13 protein-coding genes are annotated in these 15,226 nt (G+C 69.2%); 5 read left to right on the plus strand and 8 right to left on the minus strand.

Annotated elements, in window-relative coordinates:
- Nucleotides 1–2: 2 nt before the first annotated feature.
- Both FHR19_RS12290 and FHR19_RS12295 read right to left on the minus strand, forming a co-directional pair.
- The gene (locus FHR19_RS12290; protein WP_246359481.1) at nt 3–1,307 is read right to left on the minus strand and encodes an efflux RND transporter periplasmic adaptor subunit; all 1,305 of its coding nucleotides are present in this window, start codon (nt 1,305–1,307) and stop codon (nt 3–5) included.
- Entirely contained in the window at nt 1,304–1,534 is a 231-nt protein-coding gene (locus tag FHR19_RS12295; RefSeq protein WP_184028771.1) for a hypothetical protein, read from the minus strand. The genes FHR19_RS12290 and FHR19_RS12295 overlap by 4 nt, the downstream gene beginning before the upstream one ends.
- Before the next feature lie 123 nt (nt 1,535–1,657).
- On the opposite strand from FHR19_RS12295, the gene FHR19_RS12300 reads away from it, so the two are divergent.
- The 3 genes from FHR19_RS12300 to FHR19_RS12310 all read left to right on the plus strand — a co-directional run bounded on the left by FHR19_RS12300 (nt 1,658) and on the right by FHR19_RS12310 (nt 5,730).
- Nucleotides 1,658–3,046, plus strand: coding sequence for a sigma-54-dependent transcriptional regulator (locus FHR19_RS12300; protein WP_184028773.1), 1,389 nt, complete (start codon nt 1,658–1,660; stop codon nt 3,044–3,046).
- Entirely contained in the window at nt 3,036–4,352 is a 1,317-nt protein-coding gene (locus FHR19_RS12305) for a sensor histidine kinase (RefSeq protein WP_184028775.1), read from the plus strand. Before FHR19_RS12300 ends, FHR19_RS12305 begins: the two co-directional genes overlap by 11 nt.
- A 76-nt stretch (nt 4,353–4,428) precedes the next feature.
- Nucleotides 4,429–5,730, plus strand: coding sequence for an MFS transporter (locus FHR19_RS12310; protein WP_184028777.1), 1,302 nt, complete (start codon nt 4,429–4,431; stop codon nt 5,728–5,730).
- A gap of 38 nt (nt 5,731–5,768) precedes the next feature.
- Here FHR19_RS12310 and FHR19_RS12315 read toward each other — a convergent pair whose 3' ends face one another.
- On the minus strand, nt 5,769–6,596 hold the full coding sequence (locus FHR19_RS12315; RefSeq protein ID WP_184028779.1) for an NYN domain-containing protein: 828 nt from the start codon (nt 6,594–6,596) through the stop codon (nt 5,769–5,771).
- A 13-nt stretch (nt 6,597–6,609) separates the two neighbouring features.
- The gene (locus tag FHR19_RS12320) at nt 6,610–6,897 is read right to left on the minus strand and encodes a hypothetical protein (RefSeq protein ID WP_184028781.1); all 288 of its coding nucleotides are present in this window, start codon (nt 6,895–6,897) and stop codon (nt 6,610–6,612) included.
- 454 nt (nt 6,898–7,351) lie between these two features.
- Between FHR19_RS12320 and FHR19_RS12325 the strand changes: the two genes are divergently transcribed.
- The gene (locus tag FHR19_RS12325) at nt 7,352–8,644 is read left to right on the plus strand and encodes an MFS transporter (RefSeq protein ID WP_221228500.1); all 1,293 of its coding nucleotides are present in this window, start codon (nt 7,352–7,354) and stop codon (nt 8,642–8,644) included.
- Nucleotides 8,645–8,945: 301 nt separating this feature from the next.
- On the opposite strand, the gene FHR19_RS12330 is transcribed toward FHR19_RS12325, so the two are convergent.
- From FHR19_RS12330 to FHR19_RS12345, 4 genes are read right to left on the minus strand one after another with little or no spacing between them, the layout of a single operon-like run.
- A complete protein-coding gene (locus tag FHR19_RS12330) occupies nt 8,946–10,808 on the minus strand; it encodes a bifunctional sugar phosphate isomerase/epimerase/4-hydroxyphenylpyruvate dioxygenase family protein (RefSeq protein WP_184028786.1) in 1,863 nt (620 codons plus the stop codon).
- Nucleotides 10,805–11,866, minus strand: coding sequence for an SMP-30/gluconolactonase/LRE family protein (locus FHR19_RS12335; protein WP_184028788.1), 1,062 nt, complete (start codon nt 11,864–11,866; stop codon nt 10,805–10,807). Before FHR19_RS12335 ends, FHR19_RS12330 begins: the two co-directional genes overlap by 4 nt.
- Entirely contained in the window at nt 11,866–13,446 is a 1,581-nt protein-coding gene (locus FHR19_RS12340; protein ID WP_184028791.1) for a carboxylesterase/lipase family protein, read from the minus strand. Before FHR19_RS12340 ends, FHR19_RS12335 begins: the two co-directional genes overlap by 1 nt.
- Nucleotides 13,443–14,408 (minus strand): alpha/beta hydrolase, encoded by a 966-nt coding sequence (locus tag FHR19_RS12345; RefSeq protein ID WP_184028794.1) that lies wholly within the window; start codon nt 14,406–14,408, stop codon nt 13,443–13,445. Before FHR19_RS12345 ends, FHR19_RS12340 begins: the two co-directional genes overlap by 4 nt.
- A gap of 159 nt (nt 14,409–14,567) precedes the next feature.
- Here FHR19_RS12345 and FHR19_RS12350 point away from each other — a divergent pair, with 159 nt between their 5' ends.
- A complete protein-coding gene (locus FHR19_RS12350) occupies nt 14,568–15,221 on the plus strand; it encodes a TetR/AcrR family transcriptional regulator (protein WP_184028796.1) in 654 nt (217 codons plus the stop codon).
- The last annotated feature ends 5 nt before the right edge of the window (nt 15,222–15,226 follow it).

Raw genomic sequence — 15,226 nt, forward strand, 5'->3', positions numbered from 1 at the left:
GGTCATTCCTTCGTGGGCGAGAGGTCGAGCCGATCCTTGTCGGCGAACCCGGTATAGGGAGAGGTGATGACGCGCTCGCCGGGGTCGAGCCCGTCGAGCACCTCGATCGAGGCGGCGTTGCGGCGGCCGAGGCGGACCGGGCGCTTGACCGCGCTCCGTCCGTCGGCGGCGACGACGAAGACGTGGCGCCCGCCGCTTTCGGCATAGAAGGCGCCGTTGGGGATCAGCCGCGCGTGCGCCGGATCGCCGAGCGTCAGCCGCGCCTGAAGCGTCTGCCCGCGCGAGATGCCGGTAGGCTCGGCGCCGGTGAATTGCAGGTCGATCTGGAACTGGCCATTGGCGACCTGCGGATAGATTTTCGACACGCGCGCCGGATAGCTGCGCCCGCCGAGCTCTACCGCCGCCTTCTGGTCGAGGACGATGCGGCCGAGATAGAATTCGTCGACCCCGGCCATCAGCTTGTTGCGGCCGGGACTGTCGATCTGGCCGATCCGCTCGCCGCGCGGCAGGCTCTGTCCGACCTGAAGGTCGAAGCCCGACAGCTTGCCCGCCACCGGCGCGCGCAGATTGAGCGCCGCGAGGTTGGCGCGAGCGATGTCGAGGCCGGCGCGCATCGACCCGATCGAGGCGCGCTGCTGCGACAACTGACTCGATTGCAGCCGCTCGTCGTTCGACTGGCTGCGCGCGACGGCGGCGAGGCGGCGCTGCTCGTAGCGATACTGGTCGCTGGTGTCGGCAAACACGCGGCCGGCGACGAAGCCCTTCTGCGCCAGCGGCGCTTCGCGCTCGTACTGCCGCTTCGCGCGCTGAAGCCCCAGTTGCGCCTCCAGCAGCGCACGCTCGTTGGCGAGGCGCGTCTGCGACAGTGCCAGTTCCTGGCTGCGCATGTTGTTGATCTGCTGCTCCACCTCGGTCTGGCGGGCGAGCGTGGATAGCTGGAGCTCGGCGTTCGACAGTTCGACGATCGGCTGGCCGGCAGTCAGCACCGCGCCATCCTCGACCAGGATCTTTTCCACGCGCCCACCCTCGATCGCGTCGAGATAGACGGTAAACAGCGGCGTCACCCGCGCGCGCAGCGGGATGAAGTCGTCGAAGCTGCCGTTGGTGACGGTCGCGATCGTCAGCCGGTCGGTCGCGACGGTCTGGCTGTCGCCGCGCGGGGCATAGAGCCAGAAGACGAGCGCGGCGACGGCCAGCGCGGCAGCAGCGGCCACGCCCCACGCCCAGCGCGGAAGCCGCCGCTTCGCCACCACGCGGTCCATCGCCCCGCCCGTCGCGGGCCGGTCGAGCGTGCGGACACTCGTCATCGCCGCCATTCCGTCACCTGTCCGATTTCGAACAGCGGCGTCCGATTGCGGACAGCCGCGCCGCCGCTGCTGATCGACAGGCGGACCGAGGCGACGTCGAGCCGGACCGCCCATGAGGCAGGCATCGCGGCCGTGAGCGCCCCTGCTGCGCCGGCCAGCAGCGCGATCGACAGGGGCAGCAGGCGGTCGGGTTTCATCGTCCGGTCATCCTCGGTGTGCATCGTCATCCCGGACGGGTAGCAGCTTCCGTGCCAAGCCTTTTCGAAGGCATGTTTCCCGGTTGGCACGGCTTTTGTGTGTGCGATCCCGGACGGCCGCTGTACGAATGCGGCCGGGACAGCCGGGGGGTTATGGCGCATCAGGAGCAGCAATTCGGATCGTGCGTGGTCGTCGACGACGATCCCGACATTCTCGTCGCGGCCCGCCTCGCGCTGCGCGGCCTGTTCGCCGGCGTGACGACCTGCACCACGCCGGAGGAAGCGCGCCGGGTGGTGCAGGAGGCATCGCCCGATATCGTTCTGCTCGACGCCAATTTCGCCCGCGGGGCGACCGACGCGGTCGAGGGGCTGGCGCTGCTCGACGACCTGCTGCGCGCCGACCCCGCGCTGCCCGTCGTGATGATTACCGCGCATGCCGGCATCCATGTCGCGGTCGAGGCGATGAAGCGCGGTGCCGCCGACTTCGTTGCCAAGCCATGGTCGAACGACCGCCTGATCGCCGCCGTCCGCACCGCCGCGGCTCTCGGCGCGAGCCGGCGGGCGACCCCCGGCACACCGCCCCCGCCCCCGCCCCCGCCGGCGGGTGACAGCGGCCTGATCGGCGGCTCGCCCGGCATGGCGCGCGTCCACGCGCTGATCGCCCGCGCCGCCCCGACCGAGGCCAATGTCCTGATCCTGGGCGAGAACGGCACCGGCAAGGAACTGGTCGCCCGCGCGCTCCACCGCCAGTCGCGGCGCGCCGAGCGGCCGATGGTGACGATCGACCTCGGCGCGATCGCCCCCGAACTCATCGATTCGGAGCTGTTCGGCCATGTAAAGGGCGCCTTCACCGATGCGCGCGCCGACCGGACCGGCCGCATCCAGGCGGCCGATGGCGGCACGCTGTTCCTCGACGAGATCGGCAACCTGCCGCTCCATCTGCAGCCCAAGCTGCTCACCGCGCTCGAACAGCGGCGGGTGACGCCGGTGGGATCGAACCGCGCGGTGCCGGTCGATATCCGCGTGATCGCCGCGACCAACCTTGCCCCCGCCGACCTGCGCGATCCGCGCCAGTTCCGACAGGACCTGCTGTTCCGGCTCAACACCGTCGAGATTGAGCTGCCGCCGCTGCGTGAACGGCGCGAGGACGTGGCGGCGCTGATCGACCATTATCTCGCGCTCAATGCCGAACGCTACGGGCGTCCGATCCCGACCCTTGCGCCCGGCACGGCAGAAGCGCTGGCCGCCGCCGAATGGCCCGGCAATGTCCGCGCGCTCCGCCACGCGGCCGAGCGCGCGGTGATCCTGGGCGGCGAGGCACCGCTCACCGCCGCCGATTTCGGCATCCTCGCAGCACCTGCCCCCGCCTTTGACCCCGGCGCGGTCGTGAGCGAAGCCGCCGACCTCAACCTCGACCGCGTCGAGCGCCGACTGGTCGAGGCGGCGCTGCGCAAGCACGGCTACAACATCTCCGCCGCCGCGGCCGAACTGGGGCTATCGCGGGCCGCACTCTATCGCCGCATGGAAAAACATGGGCTTTGACCGCCGCTTCACCGCGATCGCACTTGGCTGGGCGCTGCTGCTCGCTGCCGGCGTCGCGGCGCTGGTCGCGGGGTGGGAGCGCGGCGGCGGCGCGGCGACACTCGTCGTCGCGGCGCTGGCGGCGGCCGGTGGGCTCGCCGGCCTGCTGCGTCACGCCGCGCGCACCAACCGCGCACTTGCCGATCTGGTCGAGGCACTGCGCCGCGGCGATGCCTCGACCCGGATGCCGCGCGCCGGGGGATCGAGCTTCGCCGCGCTCGCCGATGCGCTCAACGGGGCGATGCGTGATCTCGATCGAACGCGCTCCCGCGATGCCGGGGAAATCCGTTTCCTCGAGGGGCTGATCGACGACATGCCCGTCGCGCTTCTCGTGATCGAGGGGGGCCGCATCCGCCTTGCCAATCGGGCGGCGCGCACATTGTTAGGCACGGCGGCAGCGGGCGACATCGACCGCCTCGCCGCGATCGGTGCGCCCTTCGCCGCGATCCTGTCGGGCGAGCCGGGCGGCGGCGAGCCGATCCCGCTCGACCTTCCCGCCGGCACGCAGCGCGCGATCGTGCGCGCCTCCGACCTCACCCGCGGCGGCGTGCCGGTTCGCGCGGTGCTGGTCGAGCCGATCCAGCACGCGCTCGACCGGGCGGAAACGGGCGCCCAGACCGCGATGGTCCGGGTACTGACGCACGAAATCCTCAATTCGCTGACCCCGATCGTCTCGCTCGCCGGCACGGCGGCGGTCCTGCTTGGCGAGGATCCGGTCGAGCTGGCCGATGCGCGGTTGGCGGTCGGCACGCTCGCGCGCCGGGCCGAATCGACGCGCCGCTTCATCGACAATTACCGCGAGGTCGCCCGCCCCCTCGTCGCCCGCCGCCGCCGGTTCGCGGCACGGGCCTTTGCCGACGAGCTCGCCCGGCTGTTCGCGGTCGAGTGGGTCGAGCATCGCCTCGCCTGCGAGATCGAGCGCGACCTGACGATCGACGCCGACCCGGACCTGCTGGCACAGGCACTCATCAACCTGCTGCGCAATGCCGGACAGGCCAGCGACATGCCCGGCCGCCGCCACGTCCGGCTGCGGATCGCCGATGGCGAGGGCGGCGTCGCGATCGAGGTCGAGGACGAGGGCCCCGGCATCGCCGAGGCGCTGCGCGGCGACGTGCTGCTCCCCTTCTTCACCACCAAGGCCGAGGGATCGGGCATCGGCCTTCACCTCGCCCGGCAGGTCGCGGTCGCGCATGGCGGCCGGATCGAGATCGCCAGCGGCGCGGCCGGCGGCGCACTGATCCGACTAGCGGGACTGACCGCGCGATAGACGGCGGTATTCGCCCGCTTTTTCTGGCCCGGTTGCCGTTTCCCCGGCATAGGCAGTCCGGACGGGAGGAGCGGATATGCACGACAGGCGATCACCGATCGACGGGGCGGCGGGCGAGCGCGTCCTGCGGCGGATCAGCCGGCGGCTGATGCCGCTGCTCTTCATCCTCTATCTCCTCGCCTATATCGACCGCCAGAACGTCTCCTATGCCAAGCTCGAGATGGTGGACGCGCTGGGCCTGTCGGAGGCGGCCTATGGGCTGGGGGCGAGCCTGTTCTTCCTCGGCTATTTTCTCTTCGAGGCGCCGTCGAACGTCATCCTCGCGCGCGTCGGCGCGCGGGTGTGGTTCGCGCGGATCCTCGGCACCTGGGGCCTCATCACGATCGCGCTCGGCTTCACGCGCGATGCGACGATGTTCTACGTGCTGCGCTTTCTGCTCGGCGTGGCGGAGGCCGGGTTCTTTCCCGGCGTGCTGTTCGTCCTGACGCTCTGGTACCCGCAGGCGCGCCGCGCGCAGATGGTCGGATGGTTCATGATCGCCAGCGCGGTCGCCAACGCGATCGGGTCGCTGATCGGCGGCGCGCTGCTCGAGATGGGCGGGCTCTGGGGGCTTGCCGGCTGGCAATGGATCTTCGTCGCGACGGGGATCCCGGCGATGCTGATGACCCCCGTCGTGCTGCTCGCGTTGCCGAGCCGGCCGGAGGATGCCCGCTTCCTCAGCCCGGCTGACAAGGCGTGGCTGGCCGACACGCTGGCGGCCGAGCCGGCACAGGTGGTGGAGGGATCCGCCTGGCGCGCGATGGTCGATCCGGACGTGCTGCGGCTGGCCGCACTCTATTTCGCCATGCCGCTTGGGGCATACGGGCTCAGCTACTGGCTGCCGACAATCGTTCGCGGGTTCGGCGCGACCAACCTTCAGAACGGGCTGCTCAACATCGTGCCCTGGGCCTGTGTCGGGCTCGCGCTCTGGGCGCTGCCGCGACATGCCGCGCGACACGGGGCGAGCCGCTGGCACATCGTCGGACCGATGCTCGTCGCGGCGGCGGCGCTGGTGGGCAGCGTCGTGCTGCCCGGCGCCCCGATCAAGTTCGCCTGCCTGTGCTTGGCCGCCGCGGCGGTGTTCGCGGGGCAACCGATGTTCTGGAGCGTGCCGCAGCGGCTGCTGACCGGCGCCCACGCCGCCGCGGGCCTCGCCGCGATCAACTCGATCGGCAACCTCGGCGGCTTCGCCGCGCAGAATGCGGTGCCGGCGATCCGCGACGCGACCGGCAGCAACCTGGCGCCGATGGCGCTGCTGTCGTTCGTCCTCGCCCTGTCGGCCGCCGGGTTCTTCCTGCTGTTGCCCCGGATCGAGCGTGGCCGGTCACCCGCGCGCTAGAAGCCGGCGAGCCAGGTTCGAGCGCGGCAGGGCTGAATTCAGAATCGGGGTGACGGGGTTCGGTCCTTGTTGCGCCGATCGGCGACGTAACTCTGTCCGTTTTCCTCAGCGCGGACGATGTCGAACAGACCCACCGATTCGAACAGCTTCGAAAAATTGCGCGCGCCGTAATTCCGGGGATCGATCGGCGCCTGCCGCTTGACGGCGTTCCCCGCCGCACCGAGGGGCGCCCAGCCATCCTCGCCCGCCGTCGCCTGTACGGCGCCCCTCAGGACCTCGACGAGCTTCGCGTCCTGGCTGAGCGGCTTTGCGGGCTTGGCCTCGCCCGCGTCGGACCGGGCGGGCTTCGCCGCGGAGGGCGATGCAGGGGGCGCGGCAGGCTCAGGCTTGCCGGCGGGATTGTCCTCCTCCCCCAGCCGGTCGAGATAGAGAAAGGTCGTGCACGCATTGACGAACGGATCGGGCGTCTTGCGCTCACCGAAGCCGTAGACGTCGTGCCCGTTCGCGCGAAGCTGCATCACCAGCGGCGTGAAGTCCGCATCGCTCGACGCGATGCAGAACGCATCCAGCTTCTGGGTGTAAAGCAGTTCCATCGCGTCGATGACCAGGGCAATGTCGGTCGCGTTCTTGCCCTTCGAATAGCTGAATTGCTGGATCGGCCGGATGGCATGCTCGTGCAGCTTGCCGGTCCAGCCCTTCAACCCGGTGCTTGTCCAATCGCCATAAGCACGCCGGATATTGGCGACGCCATATTTGGAAAGCTCGGCGAGCATGGCGGCGATCTTGCCGTGCGAGACATTGTCCGCATCGATCAGGAGAGCGATGCTTCGGTCCGACGAGCGGGTGATGGAGGGGTTCACGATCATGCCGGCCTCTCTCTCACGTTCGGTGATCGAGGTCGAGCGAAGCAAGCTGGCCGTTCCGTTCGGGCCCGATGCCCTCTGCTCGGATCGCATCGAGGATCGCCGTCGAACCCGTCGACGGATCGCTCGACCGCCGCTGGCGAAAGACCCGGAGCTGCCCGCCGATCACCGCAGAGGCGAGAGGGAGCTCGATTACCAGCCCGCGTGATTGCCGGGCGCGCAACGCCGCGGTGCCATCACCGCGCGAACAGGTGATGAGCCGTCCCGAAGCTTCGACCGCGACGCGCACGGCCGCGGAATCCATCGGCGTGAGCACGAACGCCGGGTCCGCGCGAACCGCCTCTCACGCCCACCGAAGCGGCCGTCGCCCGCTCGATCGCAAGCGGCGGCACGATCGAAGACATCGTCCGAGTCAGCGGCAAATCGGTCGAGACGATCCGCTCGCACCTGAGCGGGCCTATTCGAAGAAGCCCACGGGGTGACAGAGCGGGTTTCAGCCAACGCTCGATCTTCGCCTCGTGCCGGCTCGGCGTCGCCGGGCATTTTTCTCCCATCGTCAGACCTAGAACGATCGCGTCAACGGCGAAGGCTCGGTGTGCACAACGCTGATGCAGCGTGTTGCCGCGAGATAACGGTCGATAAGGCAGACACATACAGATCTCGCCATATTCGGGCGCAAAACGATCCCCTTCCCTTGTCAAATCTCCTCTTGATTATGTTACGAACTAGTTCGTATGTTAAAAAAAGGGGAGGAGCTTGTGCAGCGAGCGATGACGGCGGGCGTGCGCGTGGTGCCGACGCGGCAACGATATGTGATGCTTGCCCTTATCGCGAGCGGCACGCTCATCAACTATCTCGACCGCACGATTCTTGGGGTCGCGGCGCCCGCCCTGACGAAAGAGCTCGGCATCAATGCCGCGCTGATGGGGGTCATCTTCTCCGCCTTCAGCTGGTCCTATGCGTTGTCGCAGGTCCCGGGCGGCGCGTTCCTCGACCGGTTCGGAACGCGCCTCACTTATTGCCTGTCGGTGGGCTTCTGGTCGTTCTTCACGCTGCTGCAGGCGTTCGTCACCGGGATCGGCGCGCTGATCGGCCTGCGGCTCGCGCTCGGCGTCGCCGAAAGTCCCTGCTTCCCGGCGAACAGCCGCGTCGTCGCGACCTGGTTCCCACGGCAGGAGCGCGCCTTTGCGACCGGCGTCTATACCGTCGGCGAGTATATCGGCCTCGCGTTTCTCAGCCCGCTCTTGTTCGCGATGCTCGCCGCGTTCGGCTGGCGATCGCTGTTCGTGGGGGCCGGCATCCTCGGCTTCGCCTTCGCCTGGATCTGGTGGCGCGGTTATCGCGACCCGCGCGAGAGCAGGGCCAATGCCGCCGAGCTAGAGACGATCGTCGCCGGCGGCGGCCTGCTCGACCAGCCGGCGGTCCAGCGCTTCGACTGGCGCGCCGCCGGGCGGCTGCTGCGCACGCGCCAGATGTGGGGCATCTGCCTCGGTCAGTTCGCGGGCAACTCGACGCTCGTCTTCTTCCTCACCTGGTTCCCCACCTATCTTGCCACCGAACGGCACATGGACTGGCTCAAGATCGGCTTCTTCGCCATCGCACCGTTCATCGCGGCGTCGGCGGGCGTGCTGTTCGGTGGCTGGTGGTCGGACCGGATGCTGCGCCGCGGCCTGTCGCCCAACGTCGCGCGCAAGCTGCCGATCATCCTCGGCCTGCTCCTCGCCTCGACAATCGTCGGCGCCAATTTCGTCGAGAGCAACGCGCTCGTCATTGCCATCCTCAGCCTCGCCTTCTTCGCGCAAGGGATGGCCGCGCTCGGCTGGACGCTCGTCTCCGACATCGCGCCAGAGGGGATGCTGGGCGTCACCGGCGGCGTCTTCAATCTCGCCGCCAATATGGCGGGCATCGTCACGCCGCTGGTCGTCGGCGGCATCGTCGCGGCGACGGGCAGCTTCTTCTACGCGCTCGCCTTCATAGGCGTGATCGCACTGCTCGGCGCGCTGTCGTACATATTCGTGCTCGGCGACGTGAAGCGGATCGTGCTTGATTAGGTCGGGAGCCGACGGCCAACCGCGTCAGGCTTAAGCGCTGAATGTCTGGCCTGGGCAGGAAGCTGCCGTTCGTTACCGATAGAGCAGCAACCATCCTGCCCCGAGAAACGCAGCGATTGGCAGAAAGACGATAGCAATGGCGGCTAGCCAAGCCGCGCTGCGACCATAGTTTTCATTGACGTGTTCAACCACGTGCTTTGCCAAGGCAACCAATAGGACGTCGTCCATAGCGGCAGCCTAGCGAATGAGCGAAAGGCTGCAATTGGGCATAAGCTGCCGTTCCATTTCATCCGGCCAAGGTCTAATCGATCGGCTCGGCGGGACGGAAGCGGTTCTGCGCGGTCAGTCGGATCGGCGCGTTGGGGGCGCCGTAGCCGTCATATCCGCGCCGCTCGACGAACTCGAAGAAGAAGGTTCGCGCGAATGCCCGGCTGTAGAGCTGGCGATAGCGCCCGCCCACCCCGTCCTCGTCGATCAGCAGGTCGTGGCGCGCCAGGGTCGCCGCCTCGGCATCCGACAGGCCGAACCGAGCGGCCGCGTCCTCGGCATAGTTGGGCGCGATCGGCAATTTCTCCAGCCCTCTCGCCTCAAGCGCCTCGGCCGCCGCCTCCAGATCAGGGACGCGCAGCGCCAGATGCTGGAACCCCGCGCCGAACGACTGGCTGAGGAAGCGGGCGGACAGCGCACTGCGCGCGTCGGTGCTGTTGAGGGTGATGCGAAAGCTGCCGTCGCGGTTCTGGATCGCCTGGCTCTGGACGAGGCCGTTGGGGTCGATCACGTCCTGCGGCGCCTGCACCGCCACGTCGAACAGCGCGCGCCAGTAAAGCTGCCACGACAGGAACTCGTCGTGATGGACGGTCGCGGCCAGGTGATCGATCGCCTCGATCGCGACGCGCGGCTCCGCTGGGGCGTCGTCTATGACGAACTCGTCGGCCCAGATCGCCGGCGCGGCTTCGGCATCGAGGACGTAGACGAGGCTGCCCGCCACCCCGCGCAGCGCCGGCATCGCGGGCAGGTCGCTCGGATGTTCGGGCACGCCGAGGGCGCGCGCACGCGCGATGGCCGCCGGCCCGTCGGCGACCACGAGGCCGATCGCGCAGATCGAGGTACCGTGCGCGGTGCGATAGGCCGCCGCGAACCCGACCGCCTCGTAATTCAGCACGAAATTGGCCGCGCCCGCCCGCCACAGCTCGACCGCCTTCGACCGGTGTCGGCCGATCTGGTCGAAGCCGGCGCCGTGGAGCATCGCCGCCAGCCGTTCGCGATCCGCCTCCGCCACCGCGAACTCGACGAATTCGATTCCCTCGATGATCGCACGCGCGGGCATCGTCGCAGGCAGGCCGAGCTTGCGCGCCGCCGCGTCACGCAGCGCATCGAGCGACCGCAGGCCATCGCGCGCCACCATCTCGGCCGAACTGCTGCGGAACCGGTCGTTGAAGATCTCGAGGCTGAGCGGCCCGTCATAGCCGATCCGCAGAATCTCCGCGACATAGGTCGCCAGATCGAACCCGCCCTGCCCCGGCAGGCTGCGGAAATGGCGGCTCCAGTAAAGGTAATCCATCTCCATGCGCGGCGCGTCTGCCAGCTGCACGAAGACGAGCTTTGCCGGGTCGATTTCCCGGATCGACGCGCTGGGAATGCCGCGCGCGAGCGAGTGAAAGCTGTCGAGGAGGATGCCGATATTGGGATGGTCGACCGCCTGCACGATGTCCCAGACCACCCGGTGGTCGGCGACGTGACGACCCCAGGCCAGCGCCTCGTACCCCACGGTCACGCCATATTCGGCGGCGAGATCGCCGATCGCGCGCAAATCCGCGACGATCGTGTCGCGGTCGCCGCTCGCGAGCGGCGAGGTGTTCGAGCAGAGAAGCAGCCGGTCGCAGCGAAGCGTGCGCATCACCTCGAACTTCTGACGTGCCCGGGCGAGGGCGCGGCTGCGGTGCGGCTCCGGCATCCCCTCCACATCGCGCAGCGGCTGATAGAGGACGCAGTCGAGGCCCAGTTCGTCCATCAGCGCGCGCACCTGCACCGCCGACAGCGCGGAGGCGACGAAATCGGTGTCGAAAATTTCGACCGCGCGAAACCCAGCGGCGGCGGCGGCGCGCAGCTTGTCCTCCAGCGTCCCGCTCAGCGACACGGTGGCGATGGCGTTGATCGAGGTCATGGCAGATCCTTTTGCGCGTGCGGCAGCGGCACGGTGGCGAGCCGGTCGGCCTGGAAGGAGCCGAGCCAGAGCGTGTCACCGATGATCGCCGCCGCCGACAGGCCGTTGAACGCGCGCTGCGGCGTGCCATAGGCGACGGTAGCGATCCGCCGCGCGGCCGGATCGACCGCGCCCACCACCCAGCCGCGTGGGCAGCGCATCGGGTCGGCGACGCCGTTGGCGACCCGGCGCAGTCCCCCGCATGCCGGCTCGTCGAGGCGCATGCCCGCGACCAGCAGCCGCCCACCGCTCCAGCGGATGTTGTCGGGCATAAAATCGGGGGCCTCGATCCGCGCCGCCGGCCGGGCGGTATCGCGCCGGTCGAAGACGACGACGGCGTGCCAGCCGAATGCGACGACGTAGAAATGCCGACCATCGGGATCGATCTCTATCCCGTTGTTTCCCGGCAGTTCGGTGCCCGGCAGCAGCTCGAACGCGGCGGCGCCGGGGGACAGCCGCCAGACGGCCCCGGTCGTCCGGCCCTCGACGAAATTGGCGATGCTGGTACCGGGCCGGTTCAAGACCGTCACCAGGATCGTCCCATCGGCGAAGCTCGCGACGCTGTTGGCGACCTGTCCGGCGGGCATCGGCATGCAGCCGCGCCAGCGGAGCGTGGGTGCGGCGGTGCGAGTCGATACCTCGAACCGCTCGATCGATTCGCGGCCGCCATGATTGACGACGAGCAGCTCGTACCGGTCCCGCCCGATCGGCCGCAGCGAAAGGCCGCGTGCGTTAAACAACGCCGGATCGACCGGCCCCGGACAGCCACCGCGCCAGCGCCGGTCGGGCGCGACCTGTTCCTGCCGCCCCTCGTACCAGCTCGACAGCGTAAGCGCACGAGTATCGACCAGCTTCAAGCCGGCCCCGGGCGCAAACCCGCTGGCGATCAGCCACGCCGTACCGGGGATGGCGACCACATCCTCCGGCCTTTCGGCGCCGCAGACATAGGTCATCGGCGGCTCGGGCGGGCAGTCTCCGGGCTGGAGTGCCAGCGCCGCGGCGAAAAGCCCCGCGCCCATCAGTCGCGCGGCCGCGCCCCGGCGGCGCGCGGCGGCGGCACTGCGCCCTCGAACAGCGCCATCTCGCGCGCGTGCGGCCAGTCGATCACCCGGCTTTCGGGCGCGAGCCACACAAGGCGGGGGGCAGCGGGATCGAACGCGGGCCAGCGGCCGGTGGCGGGGCCGGCAGGCACGCCCGTGCGCGCGAAGGCGAGCAACGCCCCCGACATCTCCCGCTCGAGGCCAAGGTCGCCCGGCTCCCAATTCCGGGTCGTCCGGAACAGGTTGAGCGCATCGCGCGTGCGCAGCCAATAGGGCACGTCGCCGGTGTGATACGCCCCCACCGTCGCGGGGTCATGATCGCTGAAGGTGACGCCCGGCGCATAGGGCTGACGCCGCGTGAAGAGATAGGCATAGGCGCGCGCCCGTCCGAACCGCGCCTGATGCGCGGCCCAGTCGAACATCTGCCGCCCGACACTGGCATCCCGCGCGATATCGGCGGCGTCGCGCGCCGCGTCACCGCTGTCGTAAGCCGCCAGGATCGGGTCGGCCCGCACCCCGAACCGCTCGCGCACCGCGGCGACCAGCGCGCGGCGGTCGGCGATCCGCTCGAACGGGCGAAAACTCTCGTCGCGGGTGTAGCCGATCAGGATCGGCACATCGGCCTGCGCTTTCGAGGCGAACACCCGCTCGGCAGGGCCGGTGACATAGCGGCCATCCTCCGCGATCATCACGCGCGCGCCCTGCGCGGCGACGATGCGGTCGCCAGGCACCGCGCGCAGATCGGCCAGCGTGCGCGCGCCGAGCTTCCCGGCCAGGTCGGTGCCCGCCGCCTCCGCCTCGGTTCGCGAGGCGGGACCCAGCATCCCGCCGAACGTACTGCCGCTCATCCCCACCGCGCGCCGGAACAGGCCGCGTGCCGGCGGGCTCATCTGCAATAGCGCGACCGACATCGATCCGGCGGACTGGCCGACGATGGTGACGTTGTCCGGATCGCCGCCGAAGCGCGCGATGTTTCGCTTCACCCAGTGGAGCGCGGCGATCTGGTCCATCAGGCCATAATTGCCCGACGCGCCATAGCCCGATTCGCGCGCCAGATCCGGATGCGCCGTGAAGCCGAGCGCCCCCACCCGATAGGCGAGGTTGACGCGCACAACCCCCTCGCGCGCCAGCGGCTCGCCCGAATAGTTCGCCATGCTGGCCGAGCCGATGGTGAAGCCGCCGCCATAGATCCAGACGACCACCGGCGCGCGGCGCGCGCCCCGCGGCGCCCAGATGTTGAGATAGAGGCAATCCTCGCTCGTCGCCTCTTCCCCGAAATAATGGTTCTGGCGGGGACTGCGCAGCGGTTGCAGGCATTCGGGGGCGAAACGGTCCGCGTGGCGGATGCCGGTCCAGCTGGCGGCCGGCTGCGGCGGCTTCCAGCGCAGGTCGCGGACCGGCGGCGCGGCAAAAGGCACGCCGAGATACGCATCGACCCCGCCCGACAGCGAGAGGCCCGACAGGCGCCCGCCCTCCGTCGTCACCATCGGCTCCTGCGGCGTACGCTGTGCCGAGAGCGACAGGAGCGCGGCGAGCGCGGCAAGGCTCCGTCCGATCATTTGCGAGGCACGCCGAGTGTCTTGTGGAAGAAGTCGAACGTCGCGTTGGTGGCGCGCAGCGTCGCGGCGCGCGTCGCCGCCGGCGTCTTGCCGATGAAGCTGTGATCGACGCCGGGGATATAGATCGTCTCAGCCTTCACCCCGGCTTTCGCAAGCGCGGCGGCACCCAGCCGCGACTGGGCGACCGGCACCACCTTGTCGTCCTCGCCGTGGATCAACAGGAAGGGCGGATCCTTGGCATCGATATAGGTCACGGGGCTGACCGCGCGGATGCGATCGGCCGGGCACGCTCCCTCGCAACCGAGCAGGCGCGCACCCGCCGCGTTGCCGTCGGGCGTCGCGGTCATGCCGGCGAAGTCATAGACGCCGTACCACGTCACCACCGCATTCGCGCAGCCATCGTTCGCCGCGGCCGGATCGAGCGCGGTCTCGCGGCAGGCGAGCCCCGTCAGCGCCGCCAGGTGCCCGCCCGCCGAGCCGCCCCACAGGCCGACGCGGGCGGGATCGATGCGATAGTCGGCGGCATGCGCCTTCAGGAAGCGCAGCGCGGAGTTGGCGTCCTGCAACTGCGCGGGAAAACGTGCCTCACCCGACAGCCGGTATTCGAGGCTGGCGACAGTGAATCCCTCGCCCGCGAGCATCGCCAACGCCCTGGGAAAGTCGGCCAGCGCACCCGAATGGCGGGTATGCCCCCCCTGCCAGCCGCCGCCATGGATGTAGAGCACCAGCGGATGCGGGCCGGGGGTTGCGGGGACATAGATATCGACGATCTGCGGGCGATAGCCGGGCAGCGTCTGATAGGTGACGTCGCGATAGGCCTTTACCCCGCCCGGAAACGCGACGGGCTTAACCGGGAAACGATCCTCGATCACGGGCGTGGCGGCGACAGGAAAGTCGCGCTGCTGCGCCGACGTGGCGGCGATCGGCGTCAGAGCCAGTAACAGCGACAAGGCAATCTTCATCGTCACACTCCCCTCCGGCAACGCCGCCCTTTGCGGGCGTACGGCGACCTTGTCCTACCAAGTCAGAGCGGCGCTGGAAACAGAAAAGAGGAACTGGTTCGTAACACGAAAGCGATGGTTGCCCGTTGCGTCCGACCGGCGGGGCGGTAGGACAGATGCATGGCCACCGAACCCGACCCGACCACCGATGCCCCCCGCCGCACCCGTGCACAGGCACGAGAGGAAGCGATCAATGCGATCCTCGACATCGCCACCGCGGAGTTCGTCGAAAAGGGGCTCGCCGGCGCACGGATCGACGAAATCGCGGGCAAGGCGACCAAGCGGAAGATCTATTACTATTTCGGGGGCAAGGACGAACTCTACCGCGCGGTTCTCGAACGCGCCTATCGCCGGGTGCGCGCGAGCGAGGCGGAAGTCGATATCGACAGCGGCACCGCGGCAGAGGCGCTACGCCGACTGGTCGAGCACGACGTGCGCTATCACTCGCAGCATCCCGATCTGGTCCGGTTGGTGATGAACGAGAACATCCACCGCGCCGAGCACCTGAAACAGATCGAGGGTCTCCAATCGAACAACCGGCGCGTGATCGACCTGCTCGCCGCGATCCTGAAGCGCGGCGAGGCCGAGGGCGTGTTCCGTGCGGGGATCGACCCCGTCGACCTCCACATGAACATGACCGCGCTGGCTTTCTACAACGTCTCCAACCAGTTCACCTTCGCGCACAATTTCGGCGTCGACATGACGAGCGATGCAGCGATCGAGAAGCGGGCGGGCCAGGTCGCCGACATCCTGCTCGCCTGGGTGCGCCCCTGAAACGA

The sequence above is a fragment of the Sphingomonas yantingensis genome, from assembly GCF_014199325.1.
GTDB lineage: Bacteria > Pseudomonadota > Alphaproteobacteria > Sphingomonadales > Sphingomonadaceae > Sphingomonas > Sphingomonas yantingensis.

Bases quoted from the DNA above. Each gene is read 5' to 3' on its own strand.
- FHR19_RS12300 (WP_184028773.1), top strand. From the start codon at position 1,658: ATGGCGCATCAGGAGCAGCAATTCGGATCGTGCGTGGTCGTCGACGAC.
- FHR19_RS12305 (WP_184028775.1), top strand. From the start codon at position 3,036: ATGGGCTTTGACCGCCGCTTCACCGCGATCGCACTTGGCTGGGCGCTG.
- FHR19_RS12330 (WP_184028786.1), bottom strand. From the start codon at position 10,808: ATGACCTCGATCAACGCCATCGCCACCGTGTCGCTGAGCGGGACGCTG.
- FHR19_RS12315 (WP_184028779.1), bottom strand. From the start codon at position 6,596: ATGATCGTGAACCCCTCCATCACCCGCTCGTCGGACCGAAGCATCGCT.
- FHR19_RS12350 (WP_184028796.1), top strand. From the start codon at position 14,568: ATGGCCACCGAACCCGACCCGACCACCGATGCCCCCCGCCGCACCCGT.
- FHR19_RS12320 (WP_184028781.1), bottom strand. From the start codon at position 6,897: ATGGATTCCGCGGCCGTGCGCGTCGCGGTCGAAGCTTCGGGACGGCTC.
- FHR19_RS12340 (WP_184028791.1), bottom strand. From the start codon at position 13,446: ATGATCGGACGGAGCCTTGCCGCGCTCGCCGCGCTCCTGTCGCTCTCG.
- FHR19_RS12345 (WP_184028794.1), bottom strand. From the start codon at position 14,408: ATGAAGATTGCCTTGTCGCTGTTACTGGCTCTGACGCCGATCGCCGCC.
- FHR19_RS12310 (WP_184028777.1), top strand. From the start codon at position 4,429: ATGCACGACAGGCGATCACCGATCGACGGGGCGGCGGGCGAGCGCGTC.
- FHR19_RS12290 (WP_246359481.1), bottom strand. From the start codon at position 1,307: ATGACGAGTGTCCGCACGCTCGACCGGCCCGCGACGGGCGGGGCGATG.
- FHR19_RS12335 (WP_184028788.1), bottom strand. From the start codon at position 11,866: ATGGGCGCGGGGCTTTTCGCCGCGGCGCTGGCACTCCAGCCCGGAGAC.
- FHR19_RS12295 (WP_184028771.1), bottom strand. From the start codon at position 1,534: ATGACGATGCACACCGAGGATGACCGGACGATGAAACCCGACCGCCTG.